Origin of the sequence: Plantibacter sp. MCCC 1A11337 (assembly GCF_013349365.1) — a bacterium.
Taxonomy (GTDB): domain Bacteria; phylum Actinomycetota; class Actinomycetes; order Actinomycetales; family Microbacteriaceae; genus Plantibacter; species Plantibacter flavus_A.
Map to the genome: position 1 here is coordinate 1288763 of NZ_JABJWX010000001.1, position 21132 is coordinate 1309894.

General features: G+C 69.8%; 18 protein-coding genes. 2 read left to right on the forward strand and 16 right to left on the reverse strand.

Annotated elements, in window-relative coordinates:
- Positions 1 to 241 precede the first annotated feature (241 nt).
- On the reverse strand, positions 242 to 760 hold the full coding sequence (locus HOW07_RS05965; RefSeq protein WP_064294321.1) for an amino-acid N-acetyltransferase: 519 nt from the start codon (positions 758 to 760) through the stop codon (positions 242 to 244).
- A 255-nt stretch (positions 761 to 1015) separates the two neighbouring features.
- Positions 1016 to 2392 (reverse strand): glucose-6-phosphate dehydrogenase, encoded by a 1377-nt coding sequence (locus HOW07_RS05970; RefSeq protein ID WP_175116318.1) that lies wholly within the window; start codon positions 2390 to 2392, stop codon positions 1016 to 1018.
- Positions 2393 to 2679: 287 nt separating this feature from the next.
- Here HOW07_RS05970 and HOW07_RS05975 point away from each other — a divergent pair, with 287 nt between their 5' ends.
- Positions 2680 to 3606 (forward strand): Ppx/GppA phosphatase family protein, encoded by a 927-nt coding sequence (locus HOW07_RS05975; RefSeq protein ID WP_121289522.1) that lies wholly within the window; start codon positions 2680 to 2682, stop codon positions 3604 to 3606.
- A gap of 127 nt (positions 3607 to 3733) precedes the next feature.
- Here the strand turns inward: HOW07_RS05975 and HOW07_RS05980 are convergent, their stop codons facing one another.
- From HOW07_RS05980 to lysS, 7 genes are all read right to left on the reverse strand, one after another.
- Positions 3734 to 6262, reverse strand: coding sequence for an ATP-dependent Clp protease ATP-binding subunit (locus tag HOW07_RS05980; RefSeq protein ID WP_064294324.1), 2529 nt, complete (start codon positions 6260 to 6262; stop codon positions 3734 to 3736).
- Between the two features lie 173 nt (positions 6263 to 6435).
- Positions 6436 to 7572 (reverse strand): hypothetical protein, encoded by a 1137-nt coding sequence (locus tag HOW07_RS05985; protein ID WP_175116319.1) that lies wholly within the window; start codon positions 7570 to 7572, stop codon positions 6436 to 6438.
- A gap of 179 nt (positions 7573 to 7751) precedes the next feature.
- Positions 7752 to 11297, reverse strand: a complete 3546-nt coding sequence (locus tag HOW07_RS19775; RefSeq protein ID WP_175116320.1) for an SdrD B-like domain-containing protein — start codon at positions 11295 to 11297, stop codon at positions 7752 to 7754.
- Between the two features lie 139 nt (positions 11298 to 11436).
- Positions 11437 to 12906, reverse strand: coding sequence for a cardiolipin synthase (gene cls / locus HOW07_RS05995; RefSeq protein ID WP_175116321.1), 1470 nt, complete (start codon positions 12904 to 12906; stop codon positions 11437 to 11439).
- Between the two features lie 78 nt (positions 12907 to 12984).
- Positions 12985 to 13182, reverse strand: a complete 198-nt coding sequence (locus HOW07_RS06000) for a hypothetical protein (protein ID WP_213014309.1) — start codon at positions 13180 to 13182, stop codon at positions 12985 to 12987.
- A 120-nt stretch (positions 13183 to 13302) separates the two neighbouring features.
- Positions 13303 to 13449, reverse strand: coding sequence for a hypothetical protein (locus HOW07_RS06005; protein ID WP_153303387.1), 147 nt, complete (start codon positions 13447 to 13449; stop codon positions 13303 to 13305).
- Positions 13450 to 13490: 41 nt separating this feature from the next.
- Entirely contained in the window at positions 13491 to 15011 is a 1521-nt protein-coding gene (lysS, locus tag HOW07_RS06010; RefSeq protein ID WP_175116322.1) for a lysine--tRNA ligase, read from the reverse strand.
- A gap of 217 nt (positions 15012 to 15228) precedes the next feature.
- Here lysS and HOW07_RS06015 point away from each other — a divergent pair, with 217 nt between their 5' ends.
- Positions 15229 to 15726 (forward strand): DoxX family protein, encoded by a 498-nt coding sequence (locus HOW07_RS06015; RefSeq protein ID WP_175116323.1) that lies wholly within the window; start codon positions 15229 to 15231, stop codon positions 15724 to 15726.
- A gap of 71 nt (positions 15727 to 15797) precedes the next feature.
- Here HOW07_RS06015 and HOW07_RS06020 read toward each other — a convergent pair whose 3' ends face one another.
- The 7 genes from HOW07_RS06020 to folP are packed head-to-tail and all read right to left on the reverse strand — an operon-like array spanning position 15798 to position 21132.
- On the reverse strand, positions 15798 to 16511 hold the full coding sequence (locus HOW07_RS06020) for a Rossmann-like and DUF2520 domain-containing protein (protein WP_064294399.1): 714 nt from the start codon (positions 16509 to 16511) through the stop codon (positions 15798 to 15800).
- Complete coding sequence (locus HOW07_RS06025) at positions 16508 to 18322, reverse strand: PH domain-containing protein (RefSeq protein WP_175116324.1); 1815 nt, start codon at positions 18320 to 18322, stop codon at positions 16508 to 16510. Before HOW07_RS06025 ends, HOW07_RS06020 begins: the two co-directional genes overlap by 4 nt.
- Complete coding sequence (locus HOW07_RS06030; RefSeq protein ID WP_371743586.1) at positions 18319 to 18933, reverse strand: PH domain-containing protein; 615 nt, start codon at positions 18931 to 18933, stop codon at positions 18319 to 18321. The genes HOW07_RS06025 and HOW07_RS06030 overlap by 4 nt, the downstream gene beginning before the upstream one ends.
- Positions 18890 to 19369: a DUF3180 domain-containing protein gene (locus HOW07_RS06035; RefSeq protein ID WP_079001580.1), complete on the reverse strand. Its 480-nt coding sequence runs from the start codon at positions 19367 to 19369 to the stop codon at positions 18890 to 18892. Before HOW07_RS06035 ends, HOW07_RS06030 begins: the two co-directional genes overlap by 44 nt.
- Positions 19366 to 19947: a 2-amino-4-hydroxy-6-hydroxymethyldihydropteridine diphosphokinase gene (folK, locus tag HOW07_RS06040; RefSeq protein ID WP_175116325.1), complete on the reverse strand. Its 582-nt coding sequence runs from the start codon at positions 19945 to 19947 to the stop codon at positions 19366 to 19368. The genes HOW07_RS06035 and folK overlap by 4 nt, the downstream gene beginning before the upstream one ends.
- The gene (gene folB, locus HOW07_RS06045) at positions 19947 to 20336 is read right to left on the reverse strand and encodes a dihydroneopterin aldolase (RefSeq protein WP_175116326.1); all 390 of its coding nucleotides are present in this window, start codon (positions 20334 to 20336) and stop codon (positions 19947 to 19949) included. Before folB ends, folK begins: the two co-directional genes overlap by 1 nt.
- Entirely contained in the window at positions 20329 to 21132 is an 804-nt protein-coding gene (folP, locus tag HOW07_RS06050) for a dihydropteroate synthase (RefSeq protein WP_175116327.1), read from the reverse strand. Before folP ends, folB begins: the two co-directional genes overlap by 8 nt.

Consider the following 21132-nt stretch of genomic DNA (forward strand, 5'->3'; position numbering starts at 1 on the left):
CGTCCCCGTTCGGAGCGCGCGACGACGCACCCCCCATTCGAGGCACAGACGATGGGTAGTGCCTCACAAGCTAACCGACATGCGTGACGGAAGACCACCGCGAATGTGAACGGCACGTAAATCCGGGCGTGCTCATGTGAGCAGCGGATTCGCGTCGAAAATCGGAAAAAGTGCTGATCAGTCTGGCGATGTGAACGGTCTCACGGGTCGCTCCGACGAGCGCCAACCTTCAAGCTGTGGTTCAGAGCAGCTTGAGCATCCGGGTGTTACCGAGCGTATTCGGCTTGACCCGCGCGAGGTCGAGGAACTCCGCGACACCTTCGTCGGACGAGCGTACGAGCTGTGCGTAGACCTCGGGTGGGACGATCTCCTCGCCGATTTCCTGATAGCCGTGTCTCGTGAAGAAGCCGGTTTCGAAGGTCAGGCAGAACAGGCGACGCAGGCCGAGCTCGATCGCGTCGTGCTCGAGGCGCTCGACGAGCGCGTGGCCGACCCCGGTACCGAGGTGGTCGGCGGAGACGGCGAGGGTGCGGACCTCACCGAGGTCCTCCCAGATGACGTGCAGTGCGCCGCAGCCGATGAGTTCGCCGTCGGGCGTCTCGGCGACGCGGAACTCCTGGACGGCTTCGTAGAACACGACGTCGTCCTTGCCAAGGAGGATGCGCTGCTGCACGAGTGGTTCGACGAGCGCCTGGATGCGGCGGACGTCGCTCGTGCGGGCGCGACGGACGACATACCCCTGCTGAGCCTGCTCGACCATCCCGCCTCCTCCTGTCAGAACCTCCGAGCAGTCTACTGACGCCAGCGCGACGCTCCCGACCGAGCGCGGGTTGGTGGGCGCCAGCGCGGTGCGCTCGCGCGAGCGCTGCCGAAGCGGCGTGAGCGCTACCCAGCCGCGCGAGCGCAGGCCTCCAGAGGGGCGCGCTCGGTCCAGTGGGGCGCGCTCACGTCAGCGCACCGCGCTGGCGCCGGACGCCGGACACCGGAGTGACGACATCGGATCACGAGGTCCGGATCAGTGCCAGGACCTCGGACCCGCGGTGCCGGCCGGGTAGGTGTCGATCGACACCTCGTCCTTGCGCCACGCCTTGAGGACCGGCGCGACGATCCGCCAGCACTGCTCGGCGACGTCACCGCGCACCGACAGGGTCGGGTCTCCCTCGAGGATGCTCGACAGGACTTCGCCGTAGGCACTGAGCTGCCCGGCCTGGAGTTCTGCGTGGAGGGCGACCGGGTCCAGTTCGAAGGGGTCGTCCTCACCGTTGATCATCAGGTCGAGGTCGAGCGACGCCGGCTTCAGGCCGATCCGGAGCCGCGCCGGGGTCTTCATCCCGTGCAGGCCGGACGGGAGGTGCGGCACCGGCTTGAAGGTGAAGACGATCTCCTGACGGGTGTCCGCCAGCGCCTTCCCGGACCGCAGCACGAACGGGACACCAGCCCAACGCCAGTTGTCGATCGCGAGCGTCATCTCGGCGAGCGTCTCCGTGTGGTGCGACGGGTCCACACCCTGCTCGTCGACGTAAGCGGGCAGCTCGCGATCGCCGATCGTCCCGGCGCCGTAGCGTGCACGCCGGCTCTCCGTGCCGTTCGTCTTCCACGGTCGGGTCGCCCGCAGCACCTGGGCCATGCCGCCACGCAGATCCTCGGCATCGACGCTCGCCGGTGGCTCCATGGCCGCGAACGCGAGGACGAGGAGCAGGTGACTCTGGATCATGTCGATCAGGGCGCCCGCGCGGTCGTAGTACCCGGCGCGACCCTCAAGCGCCAGTTGCTCGTCGAAGACGATGTCGACACGTTCGACGTTGTCGGCGGAGAGGAGCGGTTCGAAGATGCGGTTCGCGAAGCGGAGGCCCAGCAGGTTGAGGACCGTCGACTTGCCGAGGAAGTGGTCGACGCGGAACACCTGCTCCTCCGGCACCAGGTGCTGGAGCAGGCGGTTGAGCGAGCGGGCGGAGGCGTAGTCGGTCCCGAACGGCTTTTCGAGGGCGAGCATGATGCCCTTGGGGAGCTCCAGCTTCCGCAGCGCCTTGCACGCGAGCAGGGTGATGGCGGGCGGCAGGGCGAAGTAGAGGGCGACGTTCGGTCCGGCGGCCGCGAGGACGCGTTCCAGTGACGCCCGGTCGGAGACGTCGGCCTGCACGTAGGTGGTCTCGGCGACGATCGTCTCGGCGAGCTTCGACGGGGCGTCGGCGAACGCGGTCTCGACGCGCTTCCGCCAGGCCTCATCACTCGACTCGGAGCGGTCGACTCCGATGAGGCGCACCGCCTCGCCACGCGGGGAGGCGAGGAGCGACGCGAGTCCGGGCAGCAGGAGTCGGGCCGTGAGATCGCCCCCGGCGCCGAGGATCACGAGGGTTCGAGGGGCGGAGGATTCCGAGGTGGCGGCGGTCATGCGGCGATCCTACGCGGTGCGCCGACCAGGTCGCGCTGCCTTGCGTCCTCCCGAGGTCCACCCCACCCGACCCAGGCCAGCGCGGTGCGCTGACGCGAGCGCAGGGTTGTGGGCGTCAGCGCGGTGCGCCGACGCGAGTGGCGCGGGATCGGCCTCACCGCGGGTCCAGCGCGTGAGCGCACCCCTCCGGAGACCCGCGCTCACGCGCTGGACCCGCGGTCACGTCAGCGCACCGCGCTGGCGACCGACCACAGCGGACGCGGGCGGGCAGGCAGTACTGTGAGCGCATGCGACTCGGAGTCCTCGACGTGGGATCGAACACCGTCCACCTGCTCATCGTCGATGCACACCCAGGAGCGCGGCCGATCCCCCAGTCGTCGCACAAGTCGGTGCTGCGGCTCATGCGATACCTCACCCCGGACGGGTCGATCAGCGATGAGGGCGTCGCGGTCATCCTCGAGTCGATCGGTGCGGCGGCAGCGATCGCCCGCGAGAGCGGCCTCGACGAACTGCTCTCGATGGCGACCTCGGCCATCCGTGAGGCGACGAACGGGCCGGAGGTCCTCGCCCTCGTCGAGGAGCGGACCGGCATCGCCCTGCAGGTCCTGTCCGGAGACGACGAGGCGAAGCTCACCTTCCTCGCCGTCCGCCGCTGGTACGGCTGGTCGGCCGGCGAGATGCTCCTCCTCGACATCGGCGGCGGCTCACTCGAGATCGCAGCCGGCGGCGACGAATACCCCGACGTCGCGATCTCCCTCCCGCTCGGCGCCGGCCGCTCCACCGTGGGCTTCCTCCACGACGACCCGCCGACCGCCGCACAGCAGGAGGCACTCCGCCTACACGCCCGCGAGGTGCTCACCGCAGCGCTCCCCGCGTTCGCCGAGGAGCCCGACGCCCATCACGTCGTCGGGTCGTCCAAGACCATCCGCTCCCTCGCACGCCTCGCCGGCTCGGAGGCCGACGGCATCGGAGGCACCGAACGGTCGCTGCTCCGGCGCAGCCAGCTCGACGACTGGATCCCCCGGCTCGCCCGCATCCCGGCCGAGGCCCGCCCCGCGCTCCCCGGGATCACCGCCGACCGCACCTTCCAGATCGTCGCCGGCGGGATCGTCCTGTCCGAGGCGATGGCCGCCTTCCGCGTCCGCGAGCTCGACGTCTCCCCCTGGGCGCTCCGCGAGGGCATCATCCTCCGGTACCTCGACCGCCTCGGCTGACCGCCACCGTTCGCCCGCACAGGTTCGGGCGCGCGAGACCCGGATCGCCCGAAGATGGGCGAACGAACACGTCCCGACACGACGAAGGCCCCCACTCCGCGGAGTGGGGGCCTTCGGTGACTCGGGGCTATTCGCCCGTGATCGCGAGGTCCGGCGTGGCCGAACCCGTACCGAGCGACGCCTGCGCGTTGACGCCGGCACCGACCGACTCACCACGAGCCGAGGTCGTGAAGGCGAACGCACCGTTCACGAAGTCGACGTGCACGTGGTCGCCGGCGTTGAGTTCGCCGTGGAGGATCTGCTCGCTGAGCTGGTCTTCCACCTCGCGCTGCATCGCACGACGCAGCGGACGAGCACCGAGGGTCGGGTCGAAGCCGACCTCGATGAGGCGCTCCTTCGCCGGCAACGTGAGCTCGATCGTCATGTCGCGGTCGAGCAGACGCTCCGAGAGACGCTTCGTGAACAGGTCCACGATCTGCAGGAGCTCCGGCTTCGACAGCTGCGGGAACACGATGATGTCGTCGACACGGTTCAGGAACTCGGGCTTGAAGTGCTTCTTCAGCTCCTCGTTCACCTTGCCGCGCATGATGTCGTACCCGGTCGAGGCGTTGCCCTCGATCTGGAAGCCGACCGGACCACCGGCGATGTCGCGAGCACCGAGGTTGGTGGTCATGATGATGACGGTGTTCTTGAAGTCGACGACGCGACCCTGACCATCCGTCAACCGGCCCTCTTCCAGGATCTGGAGGAGCGAGTTGAAGATGTCGGGGTGTGCCTTCTCGATCTCGTCGAAGAGCACGACGCTGAACGGCTTGCGACGCACCTTCTCGGTGAGCTGGCCACCCTCTTCGAAGCCGACGAACCCGGGAGGAGCACCGAACAGTCGCGAGACCGTGTGCTTCTCGCCGTACTCCGACATGTCGAGGGAGATCAACGCGCCTTCGTCGTCGAACAGGAACTCGGCGAGCGCCTTCGCGAGCTCGGTCTTACCGACACCCGTGGGGCCGGCGAAGATGAACGAGCCCGAGGGACGCTTCGGGTCCTTGAGGCCGGCACGCGTGCGGCGGATGGTCTTGGAGAGCGCCGAGATGGCCTCCTCCTGACCGATGACCCGCTGGTGCAGCGCCTTCTCCATGAAGACGAGTCGTGAGGACTCTTCTTCCGTGAGCTTGAAGACGGGGATGCCGGTCGCCTGGGCGAGCACCTCGGCGATCAGGCCCTCGTCGACCTCGGCGGTCGTCTTGACGTCGCCCGAGCGCCACTGCTTCTCGAGGCGCAGACGCTCGCCGAGCAGGTTCTTCTCCTCGTCGCGGAGGGACGCCGCCTTCTCGAAGTCCTGCTCCTCGATGGCCGTCTCCTTGGCCTCGCGGACGCCGGCGATCTTGTCGTCGAACTCGCGCAGCTCCGGGGGGCTCGAGAGGATCGACAGACGCAGGCGCGCGCCGGCCTCGTCGATCAGGTCGATGGCCTTGTCAGGCAGGAAGCGGTCGGAGATGTAGCGGTCGGCGAGGTTCGCCGCCGAGACGAGCGCGCCGTCGGTGATGGACACCTTGTGGTGTGCCTCGTACCGGTCGCGCAGCCCCTTGAGGATGTTGATCGTGTGGGGCAGCGACGGCTCCATGACCTGGATCGGCTGGAAGCGACGCTCGAGTGCGGCGTCCTTCTCGAAGTGCTTGCGGTACTCGTCGAGCGTGGTGGCACCGATGGTCTGGAGCTCACCGCGGGCGAGCAGCGGCTTGAGGATGGAGGCCGCGTCGATCGCGCCTTCGGCGGCACCGGCACCCACGAGGGTGTGGATCTCGTCGATGAAGACGATGATGTCGCCGCGGGTGCGGATCTCCTTGGTGACCTTCTTCAGGCGCTCCTCGAAGTCACCGCGGTAGCGGCTACCGGCGATGAGCGAGCCGAGGTCGAGCGAGTACAGCTGCTTGTCCTTCAGCGTCTCCGGGACATCGCCCTTGACGATCGCCTGGGCGAGACCCTCGACGACGGCGGTCTTGCCGACGCCGGGCTCACCGATGAGGACCGGGTTGTTCTTCGAGCGACGGGAGAGGATCTGCATGACCCGCTCCATCTCCTTGTCACGACCGATGACCGGGTCGAGCTTGTTGTCGCGCGCGGCCTGCGTGAGGTTGCGGCCGAACTGGTCGAGGATCTGCGACCCGCCCTGCGCCTGCTGCTCACTCTGGTTGCCGCCGACCGGGGCTGCTTCCTTGCCCTGGTAGCCGGACAGCAGCTGGATGACCTGCTGGCGCACACGGTTGAGGTCGGCGCCCAGCTTCACGAGGACCTGGGCTGCGACGCCCTCACCCTCGCGGATGAGGCCGAGCAGGATGTGCTCCGTGCCGATGTAGTTGTGGCCGAGCTGCAGCGCTTCGCGCAGGCTCAGCTCCAGCACCTTCTTGGCGCGCGGCGTGAACGGGATGTGTCCCGTCGGCTGCTGCTGACCGGTGCCGATGATGTCGGTGACCTGCTCGCGCACGGCATCGAGGGAGATCCCGAGGGACTCGAGCGCCTTGGCGGCGACTCCTTCTCCCTCGTGGATGAGGCCGAGCAGGATGTGCTCGGTCCCGATGTAGTTGTGGTTGAGCATCTTGGCCTCTTCCTGGGCCAGGACGACGACACGACGCGCACGGTCGGTGAATCTCTCGAACATGATCACTCTCCTCCGGCACCGGGCAGGGTGGTGATGCCGTTAGTAGGAGCGTAACGACCGCCGCAGCTCTCTTCGCCCCTGTTCGCCGTGGGCGTGATGCGCGGCCACCGGGAACGCCGCAGCGCACGTGCACCGGGCACGTGCGCTGCGGGTGTCGGCTGATCGCGGCTCGGTCAGACCGAGAACCGGACGGTCGCCGCGAGGGCGCCCCCACCGGGGACGTCGTCGGCACGGACGGCGAGGATCCGGGCGTCGGAGAGCAGCGCCCGGCGGAGGATCTCGTCGATCACGCCGTAGTTCGTCGCGTCGGCGTCATCGGCGAGCGTCACGACACCGGTGGTCTCGTCGACCGTGCCAGGCAGGTTGCTGTCGATGTCGACGAACAGGGTGTCGACCGCGTTCGCCGTCGCGGCACGTGCGACGTCGCCGAGGTCGGTCACGGCACGACCGTTCGACGCGCGGGTGCCGAACTCCTCGCACAGCGCGCGCAGTTCGGCGGCGTACAGCTCGTCGAGGATCGGCCGGGCTGCTGCGGCGAGCTGCTCGTCGGAGCGCTCCTGCTGGTTGCCCTCGATCTCGGGCTTCACGAGGTGCTTGTAGCTCGAGACGGACCGGAAGATCCCCGTCATCGGTTCGGCGCCCGCGAGGATGAGCGGCTCCTTCGAACCGGCGAGCACGGGCGACAACGCCTTGTTGATCGCCTGCGCGTACTCCTGCATCCGGACCTTCTGTCCCTCGGAGCCCTGGATGCGTCCCTGGGGGCTGCGTCCGTCGGAACCGCGACCCCGGATCGAGTCGACACCAGCGGCCGCGGCCACGTCGGCGGGGACACCCTCGAGTTCGATGCTCGTGGCCGGGAGATCACGCGAGACGGCCACGAGTCGCACACCGCTCTGCGCGAGCGCCAGGACGTAGGCCGACTGCGGGAAGGTGAGCGCACGCATCAACGGCTTGATGAAGAAGCGGTCCGAGACCTCCGTGCAGGACTGGAGGATGTTCGGGACGCGGAAGTAGCGCGTGAGACTCGGGCTGATGTAGAGCGCGAGGCTCGAGGACAGGTAGCGGAGGAAGTCCGGATCCTCCTGGAGGTCGTCGACTGTCTGCGTGAACGCCGCGATCGCCGCCCGGTCTGCTCCCGCGGCCGTCAGCTGCTCGACCGCCACCTTCACCTGGTTCTTGAGGTCCAGGCGGATATGGCTCGTATCCGAGGGGTTGGTGCTCGTCGCGAGGATGATCGACACGCTGCCGGGCTCTCGAGCGGTGGCGAGCTCGACGATGTCGGAGCGGGTCGGAATATCGGTGTGGTGCACTGATGCCTCCTTCGATCGCGTCAGGCGAAGGGTCGACCGGGAGCAGGCGACGCCGTCGTGGGCCTGACTTGACCCCAGTATAGGGAGCGCCCACCCGCTGACCCGGGGTCGATTCTGCGGACATTCGGAGCCGGGTCGGGCCGCGGGACATCGATCCCGCGGCCCGACTCACGGCCTCGTCACCCGATCGTGGCCGGGTCGTCCGTCGGCTGCTCCGATGCGACGAGCCGTCGCGTCCGCCGCAGTGCCAGGACGAGCAGACCGGCGACGACGAGCAGGCCGGCCGCGAGCAGTGCCCCGGTCGTGAGCCCGGCGCCGGTGACGGCGAGCGGACTCGCGGTGTCCGGGGCGGTCGAGCCCTCCGATCCCCCCGGCGTCACGCCCGGCCCCTCAGGATCCGGGCCGGTCCCGGGCTCGGTCGCGATGAGCCCGCCGTTCCAACGGAGATCCTCGCCGTCGGCTCCACTCGGCGACGGGTCCGCGATCACGATGTCCGGCATGACCCACTCAGCCGGGTCGATCGCGGAGTTCCGGAGATCGTCGTCGCCGACCCGTGGCGACGTGGCATCGGCCACCAGGTCGTCTGGGAGTCGCACGTCGATCCGGTAGGCGCCGGTGCGGAGCGAATCGAACCGGTACCGGCCGTCGGCGTCGGTCGTGGCGGTCCGGGTGACGGGCTCACCGTGCTTGTCCGTGCCGGTCAGTTCGAGCTCGACGTCCGCGACACCAGGCCCCGGCGTCCCGTCGAGCCCGTCGTCGTCGAGCCCGTTCGCATCGAGATCCCACCAGATGCGTTCACCGAGCGCCGAGCTCACCAACCGGGCCGCGACCTGCGGCGATTGTGCGCCGAGCGATTGCGTCGCGGAGTGCACGACGGCGTCGTTCACGAACCGGGCGTCGGCCGCGGCCCTGGTGGTCGTCAGCTCGTAGTCGACGACCACCGGCGCGAACGGCGCGAGCTCGGCGACGGTGGCCTCGATCGCGGTCGCCGCTGCGATGGACGCCGGGCACCCGGTCATGCCGAACTCGTCCGCCGCGCACCACCGTGCTCCGTCCGGCAGGGTGCCGAAGCCGTCGTCGACGACGGGGTCGACGTGGCTCGCGACCGCGTCACCGGGGGCCGCCGTATAGCGGAGGTCCGCTCCGTCCGACGTGGCCGGACCAGCCAGGACGCCCTGCCCGGTCGAGCCGCGTCCGTCGCCCGGGTACGGGAGGACGTCGATCATCCGGACCTCGCGCTGCACGGCCCCGGCGCTCATGTTCCCGAAGACGACGTCGACCTCGACCGCGTCGCCGAACTCGACGACGGACCGGGCGACGTGCTTGTCGATCTGCAGCCCCGAGGGGGTGCTGACCACCATCGACTGCCAGGAGTAGTGGGCGTCGAGTCTGCCGGCGTCCGCCGGGAAGTCCGACAGCGATCCGGGGTCGTCGGGACTCGCGACGATCGCGCGATTGAGGAACTGGCCCACCACGAAGCGATCCGAGATCGCGGTGTAGGTGATCACCGGCTCCGCGCCCTGCCTGATCCGACCGAGGTCCCAGGTGAGGAGCGTGCTCCCATCGGGCTGCGCCACAGCGGTCGTCGCGGGCGGCGTCGCCGATCCGGCGTCGAAGACGAAGCCGGCCGGTAGGGAGTCCGAGACGGTGACACCCGCAGCCCGGTCGGCCACGCCGTCCGGCGTGACGATCTCCGGCCGTACCTCGAAGGTGATCGGGGAGCCGGCGGCGATGGGGGCCGGTGCGCCGGGAGCGACCTGGGGCGAGGTCGCGCGCTTGTTCAGAGCGACCGCCGCGTTCGCGGCGACCAGCTGATCGCCTCGCGGGTACTGGGCGTTGTCGTCGGTGGCGCGATACCGTCCGTGCCACCAGCCGTCCTCGACCCAGGAGCTCGCCGACTCACGGTCCTCCCCATTGCCGGAGGACTTCACACTGTAGGTCTCGGTGAGACGGGTGCCCACCTCGAGGCCCTGCACCGCCTGGAGCTGTACCCACAGGGTGACGCCCGTCCGGGGCGGGAGCACACCGTCGACCGGGCGGAGACGGACCCTGGTGATGTCCTCGGTGTCGACGAGCGACGGGTCCGAGACCCAGGTGTCGTCGGCGTCCTCACAGGTGGTCGCGTCCATCTGCGCCTGGCGGGTCTCCGTGTCGGCCGTCGTGTCGACGCTCGGCGTCGTGCCGTACTCGACGATCACGGGCCCACCGGTGGTCCGGGACTCGGCCGGGGCACCGCCTCCGGGACGCTCACCGACGCGCTGCGTGGCCGGGTCGAAGACCGCGCAGAGCACCGCTCCCGTGAGGGGGCTCGTCGTGGTGTTGTTCCAGGCGACCGTCTGTTCGAAGCGTTGTCCGCCGGCGACGGGCCCGTCTCCGGAGCCGGCCGTGCTCTGCCCCGGTACCAGACGGTTCTCCGTCCGGCGGTCGACGTAGCGCGTCGTGTGCTCGCCGCCACCGGTGCGCTGGGCGATCGTCGCGTTGGCCGTGTTGTCGGCGAGCGGTTCGGGGGCGTTCGGGAGGGGTGTCCCGTCGGCGGTGACACCCCGGACGTCGAGGTCGGTGAGGTCGAGCCGCACCGGGAGGGAGCCGTTCGACGGCACCGCGGACTCCGGCACGAACACGCCGAACCGGCCGATCGCGAGGAAACCCTGCGCGGTGATCGCGGCGCCCGAGGCGGACCGGGTCGGGATGTGGTCGCCGCTCAGATCGGCGCCGCTGATGGTGACGAGCGCGGAACGACCATCGGGTTCGACTTCGCAGGACCAGGTCCCGGAGTCCGTGACCGCGTCGGTGCCCCCGCCGCCGGCCTTCGGGAAGACCGCGGTGTCGAAGGCGCCGACGAGGCAGCTGTTCGAGACCGGTCGCCCCTCGGGGTTCACCGTGGCCAGGCGGGTGCCGGCCGGGTACCCGCCGAGGTCGATCCGGAAGGTCACGTCTTCGACCACGTTGCCGGACCCGCGGGCGCCACGGCCCTCGTCGGTGCCGAACCCGGTGACCGAGAGGGCGGTGTCGTGCGCGAGGTACCAGCCTCGCGTGCCGTCACGCTCAGTGACGTCGGCGACGATCGGACCGCGCTTCACACCCACGTTGACGCGGGGAGCGCTGCTGACGACGAGATCGGGTGCGGTCGTGCTGGCACGGATCTCCGATCCGTCGGCCGCGTCGATCGCGATGGTCTCGATCCCGCTCTGCGGCGCGGTGATGACCGTGCCGTTCGGCGGGGAGGATGCGAGCACGGCCGTGAGGTCGATCGCGCTCACCGAGTTCGGCAGGACGTCGGTCCGCACGCAGTCGACGACCGAGCGATCGTCGCTGACGGTCGAGCCCGCGGCACAGTACCCCGGGAGCTGGGCGACGGGCGGCCATCGGAGTCCCTCGGGTAGGCGCTGACGGACGACCACCCGGTCGTCCTCGGCGGCACCGCGCAGCTGCACCTCGATCGTGTAGGTGACCGCGTCGTGGGAACGCAGCACGGGGTCGTCCGGAGAGACGTCGAGCCCGGGCCCCGGCTCGGCGTCGAACGGGACGCTGCCGGTGGCGGTCCGCTGGAGCACGGTGGTGAGCCCGAGCGCCCGGTCCGAGACGTCGGTGGCGGCCGAGACGATGTCGGGCGCCGGCGCGGCCGCGGCTGCGGGTTCAGGCGTCGCGGCCGGGAGCAGCGCGCTCCCGGTCACGGCGGCGACGGACAGGGCGCCGAGCGCCCTGCGGAAGAGGATGGTGTTCACGTGGGTCCGACCTTCTTGACGAGAGGGGGCGGTCACACGTTACACAATGTGGTCGACTGATATCTGGGATATCCACAGCTCCGGACGAGGAAGGGCAGCTGTCGGATGATCGGGGCGTCGGTGCGGCGACGGGTGACGCCTACTGGAGCGCGGAGGTGAGCCGCGCGAGGTTGTCGAGCACCGTCGACCGCAGCGGCTGCTTCAACCATTCCGCGAGCGTCAGTTCCTTACTGATCTCCCGGTATCCGTCTTCGACGCCCCGCATCTCCTGGACGAACTCGCGACCGCGGACCATGAGCGAGACCTCCAGGTTGAGACCGAAGGAACGCATGTCCATGTTGCTCGATCCGATCACGGCGACGTCGTCGTCGATCGTAAAGTGCTTCGCATGCAGGATGTACGGCGCCGGGTACTGGAAAATCCGCACGCCGGCCCGCAGGAGCGCCTCGTAATAGGAGCGCTGCGCGTGCCACACCATCGCCTGGTCGCCGATCTCCGACACGAACAAGTCGACCGGCACACCGCGCTGGACGGCGGTCGTGACCGCTGCGAGCAACGACTCGTCGGGTACGAAGTACGGACTCGTGATGACGATGCGCCGCTGCGCCGCGTAGATGAGGGTGAGGAACAACTTGAGGTTGTTGTCGCCGTCGAACCCCGGCCCGCTCGGTACGACCTGCAGTTCGAGGTCCCCAACCGGTCGCGCATCGAGCAGGCCGACCTCGTGCGACAGGACGTCGCCCGTCTCGCTGTACCAGTCGCTCAGGAAGATCGTGTTGATCCCCGCGACACCGGGGCCCTCCACCCGCGTCATGAGCTCCTGCCACTGGAGGCCCCGCTTGATGTTGCCCGGCTTGTTGTAACTCCGGTCGATCATGTTCTGCGAGCCCATGAACGCGACCGCGCCGTCGACGATCACCATCTTGCGGTGGTTCCGGAGGTCGGGACGCTGGAACTTGCCCTTGAACGGCTGGAGCGGCAGCATGAGCGCCCACTGGGCACCCATCGTGGTGAGGCGCTTCAGCGTGTGCTTGTAGTCGGGGGTCCGCCAGCTCGCGAAGTGGTCGAGCAGCACTCGGACCGTGACGCCGCGGTCCACCGCACGCTCGAGGGCGTCGAAGAACGGCTTCGTGGTGCGGTCGCAGGTGAGGATGTAGAACTCGACGTGCACGAACTGCTCGGCGCGGTCGACCTCCTCGGCCATGGCGTGGAGTGATGCCTCGTAGTCACCGATGAGACTCGCGGTGTTCCCGCCCTGCAGCGGCATCGATCCGAGATTGCGGTTGAGCGTCACGACCGAGCGGAACCAGGCCGGCGCGTTCGACGTCAGGTTCGCCTTGACGAGGTCGCGCGTCGTCTGGCGGATGTAGACGTTGATGTCGTACTGCTTCCGCCGACGCGCCCGCGGCAGTTTCGGGTTCCCGATGAGGAGGAAGGCGATGACACCGACGTACGGGATGAGGAAGATCGCGAGCAGCCAGGCCATCCCCGCGGTGGGGCGCCGGTTGCGCGGGACGACGATCACCGCGATGACACGGATGATGAAGTCCAGGACGAGGGCCGTGATGCCCAGCCAGTTCCAAGAGAACTCGATCGTCATGTCGCCCATCCGCTCAGCTGCCGAGGCTCCAGCCTACTGACCATGCCGGACAGCTGTGGAGCGACCTCGCCACGTGATACGTGCGGGTCAGACCTCGCGGGGGCCGGAGGGCTCGACCGGTGGGAGACCGAGCTTCGCGCGCTGCTCCGCCTCGACCTGCGCGTACGCCTTGCGCTCGTTGCGGTCGGACCGCAGGATGGCGCGCATGACGACCCAGAAGATGATGCCGACGACCACGGTGGGCAGCAGCGACCAGAGCGCGTTGAGCCAGTAGTCTTCGATCACCCGTCAATCGTACCGCCCTTCGACAGGCTCAGAGACCGGAGAGCCGGCTCAGAGACCGGAGAGCCGGCTCAGAGACCGGAACGACGTGGTGGCGCGATCCCGAACGGGCGCGCAGCCGGCTCAGGAGCCTCCGGCGAGAGCGCCCCACAGACCGCTGACGACGAGGTACAGGCCGATGCCGCCGACCACGATCCAGATCGTGATGCGCGCCGTCGTCGGCCCCTGCTTCTTCGGGTCCTGGTGGTCGCCGGGGTCCATCATGCTCATCGTCGCGCCTGACTGTCGGTGGTCGTGCTGCCGGGTGGCAGCTACTTGACCAGGGGGAAGAGGATCGTCTCGCGGATGCCGAGGCCGGTGAGCGCCATGAGGAGACGGTCGATGCCCATCCCCATGCCGCCGGACGGCGGCATCCCGAACTCGAGCGCCCGCAGGAACTCCTCGTCGAGACGCATGGCCTCGACGTCGCCCTGCGCCGCGAGCTTCGCCTGCTCGATGAAGCGTTCGCGCTGCACGACCGGGTCGACGAGTTCGGAGTAGCCGGTGGCGAGCTCGAAGCCGCGGACGTAGAGGTCCCACTTCTCGACGGCGCCCTCGATCGAGCGGTGGGCGCGCACGAGCGGGCTCGTGTCGACGGGGAAGTCCATGACGAAGGTCGGGCGCTCGAGGCCACCCTTGACGAAGTGCTCCCACAGCTCCTCGACGTACTTGCCGTGGATGGGGTGCGGGACCTCGACGCCTTCACGCTCGGCGAGCGCCTTGAGTTCCTCGATCGGCGTCTGCGGAGTGATCTCGACACCCGCCGCGGCCGACAGGCTCTCGAACATCGAGATGCGGTCCCACTCGCCACCGAGGTCGAACTGCGTGCCGTCGGCCCAGGTGACGACGTGGCTCCCGCTCGTCGCGAGCGCGGCGTTCTGGATGAGGGTCTGCGTGAGGTCGGCCATGGTGCCGTAGTCGCCGTAGGCCTCGTACGCCTCGAGCATGGCGAACTCGGGGCTGTGCGTGGAGTCGGCGCCCTCGTTGCGGAAGTTGCGGTTGATCTCGTAGACGTGGTCGATGCCGCCGACGACGGCGCGCTTCAAGTACAGTTCGGGCGCGATGCGCAGGTAAAGCTCGGTGTCGAACGCGTTCGAGTGGGTGACGAACGGGCGGGCCGAGGCTCCACCGTGCATGACCTGGAGCATCGGCGTCTCGACCTCGACGAAGTCGCGCTTCGTGAAGGTCTGGCGGAGGCTCGCGACCGTCTTGGCCCGGTCGAGCACGTTCTTGCGCGCCTGGTCGCGGGCGATGAGGTCGAGGTACCGGCTCCGGACCCTCGTCTCCTCGTTGAGCTCGTTGTGGAGGTTCGGCAGGGGCAGGATCGCCTTCGCCGCGATGGTCCACTCGGCCACCATGATCGACAGTTCGCCGCGGCGGCTGGAGATGACCTCGCCGGAGACGAAGACGTGGTCGCCGAGGTCGACGAGCTCCTTCCAGGCCGCGAGCTGTTCGTCGCCGACGCTGGCGAGGCTCACCATCGCCTGGATGCGGCTGCCGTCGCCCGACTGGAGGCTGGCGAAGCAGAGCTTGCCGGTGTTGCGCAGGTGCACGACGCGACCCGCGACGCCGACCGTGACGCCGGTCGCCTCGTCGAGCTGGAGCTCACCGAAGCGGGCGCGCACCGCCGGGATCGTGTCGGTGATGGGGAGGGTGACGGGGTAGGCGCCACCGGCACCCGACGTCGCCTCGTCGATGAGGCGCTGGCGCTTCGCGAGCCGGACGGCCTTCTGCTCGGAGAGCTCTGCCTGCTCTGCTGCGTCGTCGATCGGCTCTGGCGTCGTGTCAGTCATGCGGTGGGATTCTCCTCGTGCGGTCACTGGAGTTTACCGGGGACCGTGCGGGCCGCGCGCACGGCCGGCTTCCTATGAACCGGCTATCGACGGCCTGACAAGGGTCTGCGAACAACCATTCGGAGGACATCGCCGGGTACCCGGGCCGTGCTTGGCTCGAAGGACAGGAGTCCCGATCGGGGGCACCGACGCCGGAAACGAACTCGAAAGGCTCGTCATGACGACGCTCTCCGACCACCAGCACACCGACCACCGCGACGCCACCACCGTCCCACCCGTCCCGGCCTCCCCCGCCGTGACGCGCGGACAGGCGGGGATCGACGCCGGTCTCCTCCTGCTGCGCCTGGCGCTCGGCGTGGTCTTCATCGCGCACGGGCTCCAGAAGTTCCTCGTCGACTCCATTCCGGGCGTCGCCTCCGGGTTCGGCGGCATGGGCATCCCGGCTCCCGAGGTCGCGGCGGTCGTCGTCGCCGGTCTCGAGGTGGTCGGTGGCCTGCTGCTCATCGTCGGCCTCGGCACGCGCATCGTAGGAGCCCTGCTCGCGGTGACGATGGCCGTGGCGATGGTGCTCGTGCACCTGCCGGCGGGGTTCTACGCCGCCGACGGTGGCTTCGAGTACGTCATGCTGCTCGCACTCGCGTCGCTCGCGCTCACCCTCGCGGGCCCGGGCCGACTCGCCGTCGACGCGTTGATCCGTCGCCGCCGCAGCCGCTGACACGGGTCGGCTGACTCGGACCCGCCCGCCCGCCCCGACTCGGGTGGGCGGGCGGTGGTCCGTCCACCCGGCTAGAGCAGCTCGTCGACGTCGGGCGTGGTCGCACCGCGCAGAGCCTCGTCGACCGACGACCGCACGAGCGAGGACAGGAAGCCGCCGGCGTTCTCCACGCCGATGTCCTGGAGCAGACCCGTCGCCTGCTGCACGACCGCGCGGGAGAAGCTCGCGGCCGTCTCCACCGCTTCGGCGTAGGCCGCTCGATCGGCCTCGGCGATGATCACGGGCTCCGCGCCCATCTCGACCACGAGCGCCTGCCCGATCGGTTGGACCGGGGCCGGTGCGGTCACGGCGAACGACGTCTCGTGGAGCCGGGCGAGGTCGAGGCTCGTCCCGGTGAACACCATCGCGGGGTGCAATGCCAACGGGATGGCGCCGGCCTTCGCGGCGGGAGCGAGGACTGCGGTCCCGAACCGAGCCGAGGTGTGGGCGACGAGCTGACCCGGCTGCCACGCACCGACCGCCGCGAGCCCTTCGACCAACGACGCGAGTTGCGCATCCGGTACGGCGATGACGACGAGTTCACTCCGCTCGACCACCTCGGTCGGATCGAGCACCGGGACGTCCGGCAACAGGGCGTTCGCCCGTTCGAGGCTCTCCTCCGACACCGCGGTGATGCCGACGATCGCGTGTCCGGCTCCCCCGAGCGCCGCTCCGATGACCGGGCCGACGCGACCACTCCCGATGATCCCGATGCCGAGTCTGGCGCTCCGTCGTTCCGCGCTCACGTGGTCCTCCGGTCGTGGTCGGTCGTCGGGAGCGGGACGGACGGAGTCGGCCCCTGCTCCTGCCACGGCTCGGCGTCCGGCCGCGTCGCCGACGCGGACTGCGCCGTCGGCTCATCGAGGTAGGGGGCCGTCGCCTGCGCCTCGGACGGCTGGTGCTCAGGGTCGAAGCTCGCCCACCGGTGGCTGCGATCGTTCGACTGTGCGACCACGATCGCCGCCGACGCCGCGTCGAACATCCGCACCGCCTCGTCGCGGGCCATGGCCGGAAGCTTGGCGATCACCGGGCCGGGGACCGTGTGCGCGGTCGCGGAGGCGAGGTCGAGCGCGCGCAGGAGCGGCCCCTGGTCGATCCGGATGCTCTGCAGGCGTGCAAGCGGAAGGATGTGGAGTCTGCGCCAGACCACCCCCTGCCGGAACAGCAGCATCCCGTCCCGCAGGGCGTAGCCGGTACGACGCCAGGAGAACCAGTTGATCCATCGCGAGCGACGGGGCGAGCCCACGAAACCGACGCCGTCGCGTGTGGCGAGGGCCGATTGCAGGGGCGCCCAGGCGCTGCCGTCGATGCGGCCCGCGAGCATCAACTCCACGACCTGCGCGGCGTCCACGAGCGACCCGACCGGCAACACCGTGTTGCTCGTCGCACCGCGAGCGGCCTGCTCCAGCGACAGGCCGGCCTTGTTGATCCGCACCCGCCACCAGCCGAACGGCCGCCAGATGATGGGCTGCGACACCTCGATCGCGTGGATCCGGCCGGGCGGGACGGTGTCGTTGGTCGTCGAGAAGAGCCCGAAGCCGATGCGGACGCCCGAGGGGGTCGCGGCGATGCTGTAGCGCAGCGACTTCGTCACGCTCGACCAGACGAAGGCCCCGAGACTCAGCACCATGGGGACGAGCCAGAACCAGGCCCAGTCCAGGCCGTTGACGAGGAGCACGACACCGACCACGACCGAGATCAGGACGATCACGGTGAACGGGCTGAGCAGCGTGGACCCGACCAGGCGCCCGAGCGTCAGGCGGACGACGGAGTCCGGCACCGCCTCCTCCGGGTCGAGTTCGGGCGAGATGAAGTCGTCGACGCGCTCGGTGACGAACCGGGACACCCCGCCGGCGCCGTCGGGCACCGATTGCGGCGGCAGGGTCGGGTCGGCCGGGTCGACGGCTGCTGTGGCCTGCCGGCGTTCGGCGAGCTTCACCCCGCTCGCGAGCGTGAGTACGTCCCGGCGGAGGCCGTCGGCGTCGGCACCGTACAGGTACTCGAGTTTGACGTTCGCGTCCTGGCCCGCGACGCTCACGTTGATGCGGGAGGCCCCGATGAGCCTGGCGAGGAGCGGCTTCTCGATGGAGACGCCCTGGATGCGGTCGAGCTTGGCTTTGCGGTTCGTGCGGAACAGGATGCCGCTGCGCACCTCCACCGCCTCGTCGGTGACCCGGAAGGTGTGCATGCGCCAGGAGAACCAGAACACGGCGATCACCACGATGAGCCCGACGGCGATCGCGAGGAGCACCCACCCGACGAAGCCGTGGTTGAGGATGTAGTCGATCGGGTCGGTCGGCTGCTCCATCCCCGGAGCGGGGATGAAGAACTCGATGAGGCGCTCGCGGAGGTTCGCGATGACGATGCCGAGGATGGCGACGAACGCGATCCCGCCGCGCAGCAACGGCGTCGCCGGGTGCAACCGGTGCCACTGCCCGTCGACGAGACTCTGTCCGGCCACCCGTGGGACGATCGCCTCGGCCGTCGGCTTCACCCGAGGACCCGTGGCCGGAGCCTCGAACCGCTCCGGCGGTCCTGCTGCCTGGTGCTCGCTCACAGTCCGGTCCGCCGGCTCTCCGCCACGGCGACCAGATGGTCGCGCAGCCCCTCGGCCTCGGCTTCCGGCAGCCCGTTGATCACCACTCCGGTCGAGGCGGAGGCGGTCACGAACTTGAGGTCGGCGAGGCCGAACGCCCGCGAGAGGGGCCCGCGGTTGATGTCGACGAGCTGCATGCGCCCGTACGGCACGGCGACGAAGCGCTGCCACATGATCCCTCGGCGGAACAACAGGTCGTCCGCGCGCAGTTGATACCCGATCGATCGGATGCGGCGCGGGATGAACGCCGCGGCGATCAGGGAGATCACGGCGAAGGCGGCGAACGGCCACCAGATCCAGGTCCAGTCCCAGACGAGCGCGACGAAGACCACGGCCGCCGTGACGAGCACGAGGCCGGCACCCTCGGAGATGAACTCGACGGCGATGAGCTTGCGACTCACGCGGCGCCACTCGGCATCGGGCAGTTCCAGCCGCTTGCCGCTCTGCTCCGCGGGGCCGACCTGGACCGTCTCCGGCGACGACAGCTCCTCCAGCGGCGTCTCGATCAGCGGCCGTTCAGCGGGCTGATCAGGTGTGGGACGGGGCTCCCCCGGGTGCGGCGTCGTCATCATCATCCTTCGGAACGGTGCAGAACCACTCGGCCACCAAGGCGGCGACGACGAGTGCGACCGATCCCACGATGGACGCGATCACCAGCCACAACGAGCCTATCGCGGGCAGGATCGGGCGGGTCAGGACGAAGAGCAGGATCCCGACGGTCGCCCCCGCCACCAGGGAGCCGGCATGACTCGAGGCCTTCGCGAGGGCGGCGACCCGCATGGCGCGGAACGGGTCGATCCGCCGGGTGGCGCGACCGGTCGTGCTGCGGCGGATCGGCCAGGACAGGGCGATGAGGATGATCGCGACCGCCACGAGCGAGACCGCGAGGGTGACGGGCGGGATGATCGACGCGCGTCCGCCGGAGACCATCGCGACCTCGACGAGGAAGCCGACGACGACGCCCACCCCGGCCAGGACGATGAGCGGTGTCGCGGTGGTGCGGGTCACGGGTGCCTGCCGTCGTCGGGGACCACGGAGCCGTCGTCGGGGACCACGGAGCCGTCCTTGGCGGCCGCGAGGGTGTCGAGTCGGCCGACGCCGGGCAGCGTCGCGTCGGGGTCGAGGAGCAGCCAGGGCACGACGACGAACCCGCGCTCGGCGGCTCGCGGGTGCGGGACCGTCAGGCGATCGTCGTCGATCGTCTCGTCGTCATAGGCGATGAGGTCGAGGTCGAGCGTCCGGTCGCCCCAGCGCTCCTCGCGGACGCGGCCGTGCGCGAGTTCGATCCGCTGGAGTTCGTCGAGGAGCGCGTGCGGCTGGAGGCGGGTGCGGACGGCCGCGACACCGTTGAGGTAGGCGGGAGCCGACTCGTCGACGCCGGCAGGCTTGACGGCCGCGCTCGAGACGAGCGGCGACGGGCGCACCTCGAGCACCCCGTCGACGGCGGCGAGGTCTTCCACCGCCTGTGCGATCGTCGCGCGGCGGTCCCCCAGGTTGGCCCCGATGGCCACGACGGCCCAGACGGCGCGAGGCTTCGGCGGTCCGGGCCGACGGGCGGGGTCGTGGATCGGTGTGCGCGAGACCATCAGACGACCCGCCCGGTCGCAGTACGGTCGGCCTGGGTTCGCTCGATCGTCACCGCCACGTCCGCGAAGGGCACCGTGATGGGGGCGCTCGGTTTGTGCACCGTGACCCGGACCGCTTCCGCGCGCTCGTTCGCGAGCACCACGTCGGCGATGCGCTCGGCCACGGTCTCGATGAGGTCGACCGGGTCGCGCTCGACGGCCGCCACGACCGCTTCGGCGAGCTCTCCGTAGTGCATGGTCGCGCCGAGCTCGTCGCCGCCGGCGGCCGGGCGGAGGTCCAGCGACACGGTGACGTCGATGACGAACTCCTGTCCGGCCTCGCGCTCGAAGTCGAAGACGCCGTGGTGCGCGAACGCCCGCAGGCCCGTGAGGGTGATCGAATCAGTCATCGGCTCCACCTTGCCATGCATCGAGGGTATCGAGAGCGAGTCTGGTGGCGGCGACGTCGTGGACGCGCACACCCCAGGCTCCGGCCTGCGCGGCCAGCACGCTCACCACCGCGCTCGGCAGATCGCGCGCCTCCATCGGGGCGTCCTCGGGGAGGAGCGCTCCGATGAACCGTTTGCGGGACGCGCCCACCAGCACCGGGTACCCGAGCTCGCGCAGCAGGTCGAGTCGGGCGAGGATGCGCCAGTTGTGCTCGGCGTGCTTGGAGAACCCGAGGCCCGGATCGACGACGATCCGGCCGGGGTCGACGCCCTGAGCGCGGAGGGTCGTCACCCGGTCGTCGAGTTCCCGAGCGACATCGACCGCCGCATCGGTGTAGGTGGCGCGGCTCGCCATGTCGGCCGAGTGCCCGCGCCAGTGGCTGATGACGCAGTCGAGACCGGACGCCGCCATCACGCCCGGCATCCGGTCGTCGGCGAGGCCACCGGAGACGTCGTTGATGATCGAGGCACCGGCGTCGGCCGCGGCACTGGCGGTGTCCGCGTTCATCGTGTCGATACTCACTCGCGCACCAGCGGCGGCCAACGCCGCGATGACGGGTGCGACCCGGTGCTGCTCCTCGCGGGTGTCGACCCGGGCGGCACCGGGCCGCGTCGATTCGCCGCCGACGTCGATGACGGTGGCGCCGGCCGCGATGAGCTCGAGCCCGTGGGCGACGGCGTCGTCGACGTCGAGGTACCGGCCGCCGTCGCTGAACGAGTCGGGGGTGACGTTGACGACGCCCATGATCTGGAACAT

Excerpts from the sequence above, each read along its gene's own strand:
- folB (WP_175116326.1), bottom strand. The coding sequence starts at position 20,336 with ATGACTGATTCGATCACCCTCACGGGCCTGCGGGCGTTCGCGCACCAC.
- HOW07_RS05980 (WP_064294324.1), bottom strand. The coding sequence starts at position 6,262 with ATGTTCGAGAGATTCACCGACCGTGCGCGTCGTGTCGTCGTCCTGGCC.
- folK (WP_175116325.1), bottom strand. The coding sequence starts at position 19,947 with ATGGTCTCGCGCACACCGATCCACGACCCCGCCCGTCGGCCCGGACCG.
- HOW07_RS06005 (WP_153303387.1), bottom strand. The coding sequence starts at position 13,449 with ATGAGCATGATGGACCCCGGCGACCACCAGGACCCGAAGAAGCAGGGG.
- HOW07_RS05975 (WP_121289522.1), top strand. The coding sequence starts at position 2,680 with ATGCGACTCGGAGTCCTCGACGTGGGATCGAACACCGTCCACCTGCTC.
- HOW07_RS05965 (WP_064294321.1), bottom strand. The coding sequence starts at position 760 with ATGGTCGAGCAGGCTCAGCAGGGGTATGTCGTCCGTCGCGCCCGCACG.
- HOW07_RS06030 (WP_371743586.1), bottom strand. The coding sequence starts at position 18,933 with ATGATGACGACGCCGCACCCGGGGGAGCCCCGTCCCACACCTGATCAG.
- folP (WP_175116327.1), bottom strand. The coding sequence starts at position 21,132 with ATGTTCCAGATCATGGGCGTCGTCAACGTCACCCCCGACTCGTTCAGC.
- lysS (WP_175116322.1), bottom strand. The coding sequence starts at position 15,011 with ATGACTGACACGACGCCAGAGCCGATCGACGACGCAGCAGAGCAGGCA.
- HOW07_RS05970 (WP_175116318.1), bottom strand. The coding sequence starts at position 2,392 with ATGACCGCCGCCACCTCGGAATCCTCCGCCCCTCGAACCCTCGTGATC.
- cls (WP_175116321.1), bottom strand. The coding sequence starts at position 12,906 with ATGGGCGACATGACGATCGAGTTCTCTTGGAACTGGCTGGGCATCACG.
- HOW07_RS06015 (WP_175116323.1), top strand. The coding sequence starts at position 15,229 with ATGACGACGCTCTCCGACCACCAGCACACCGACCACCGCGACGCCACC.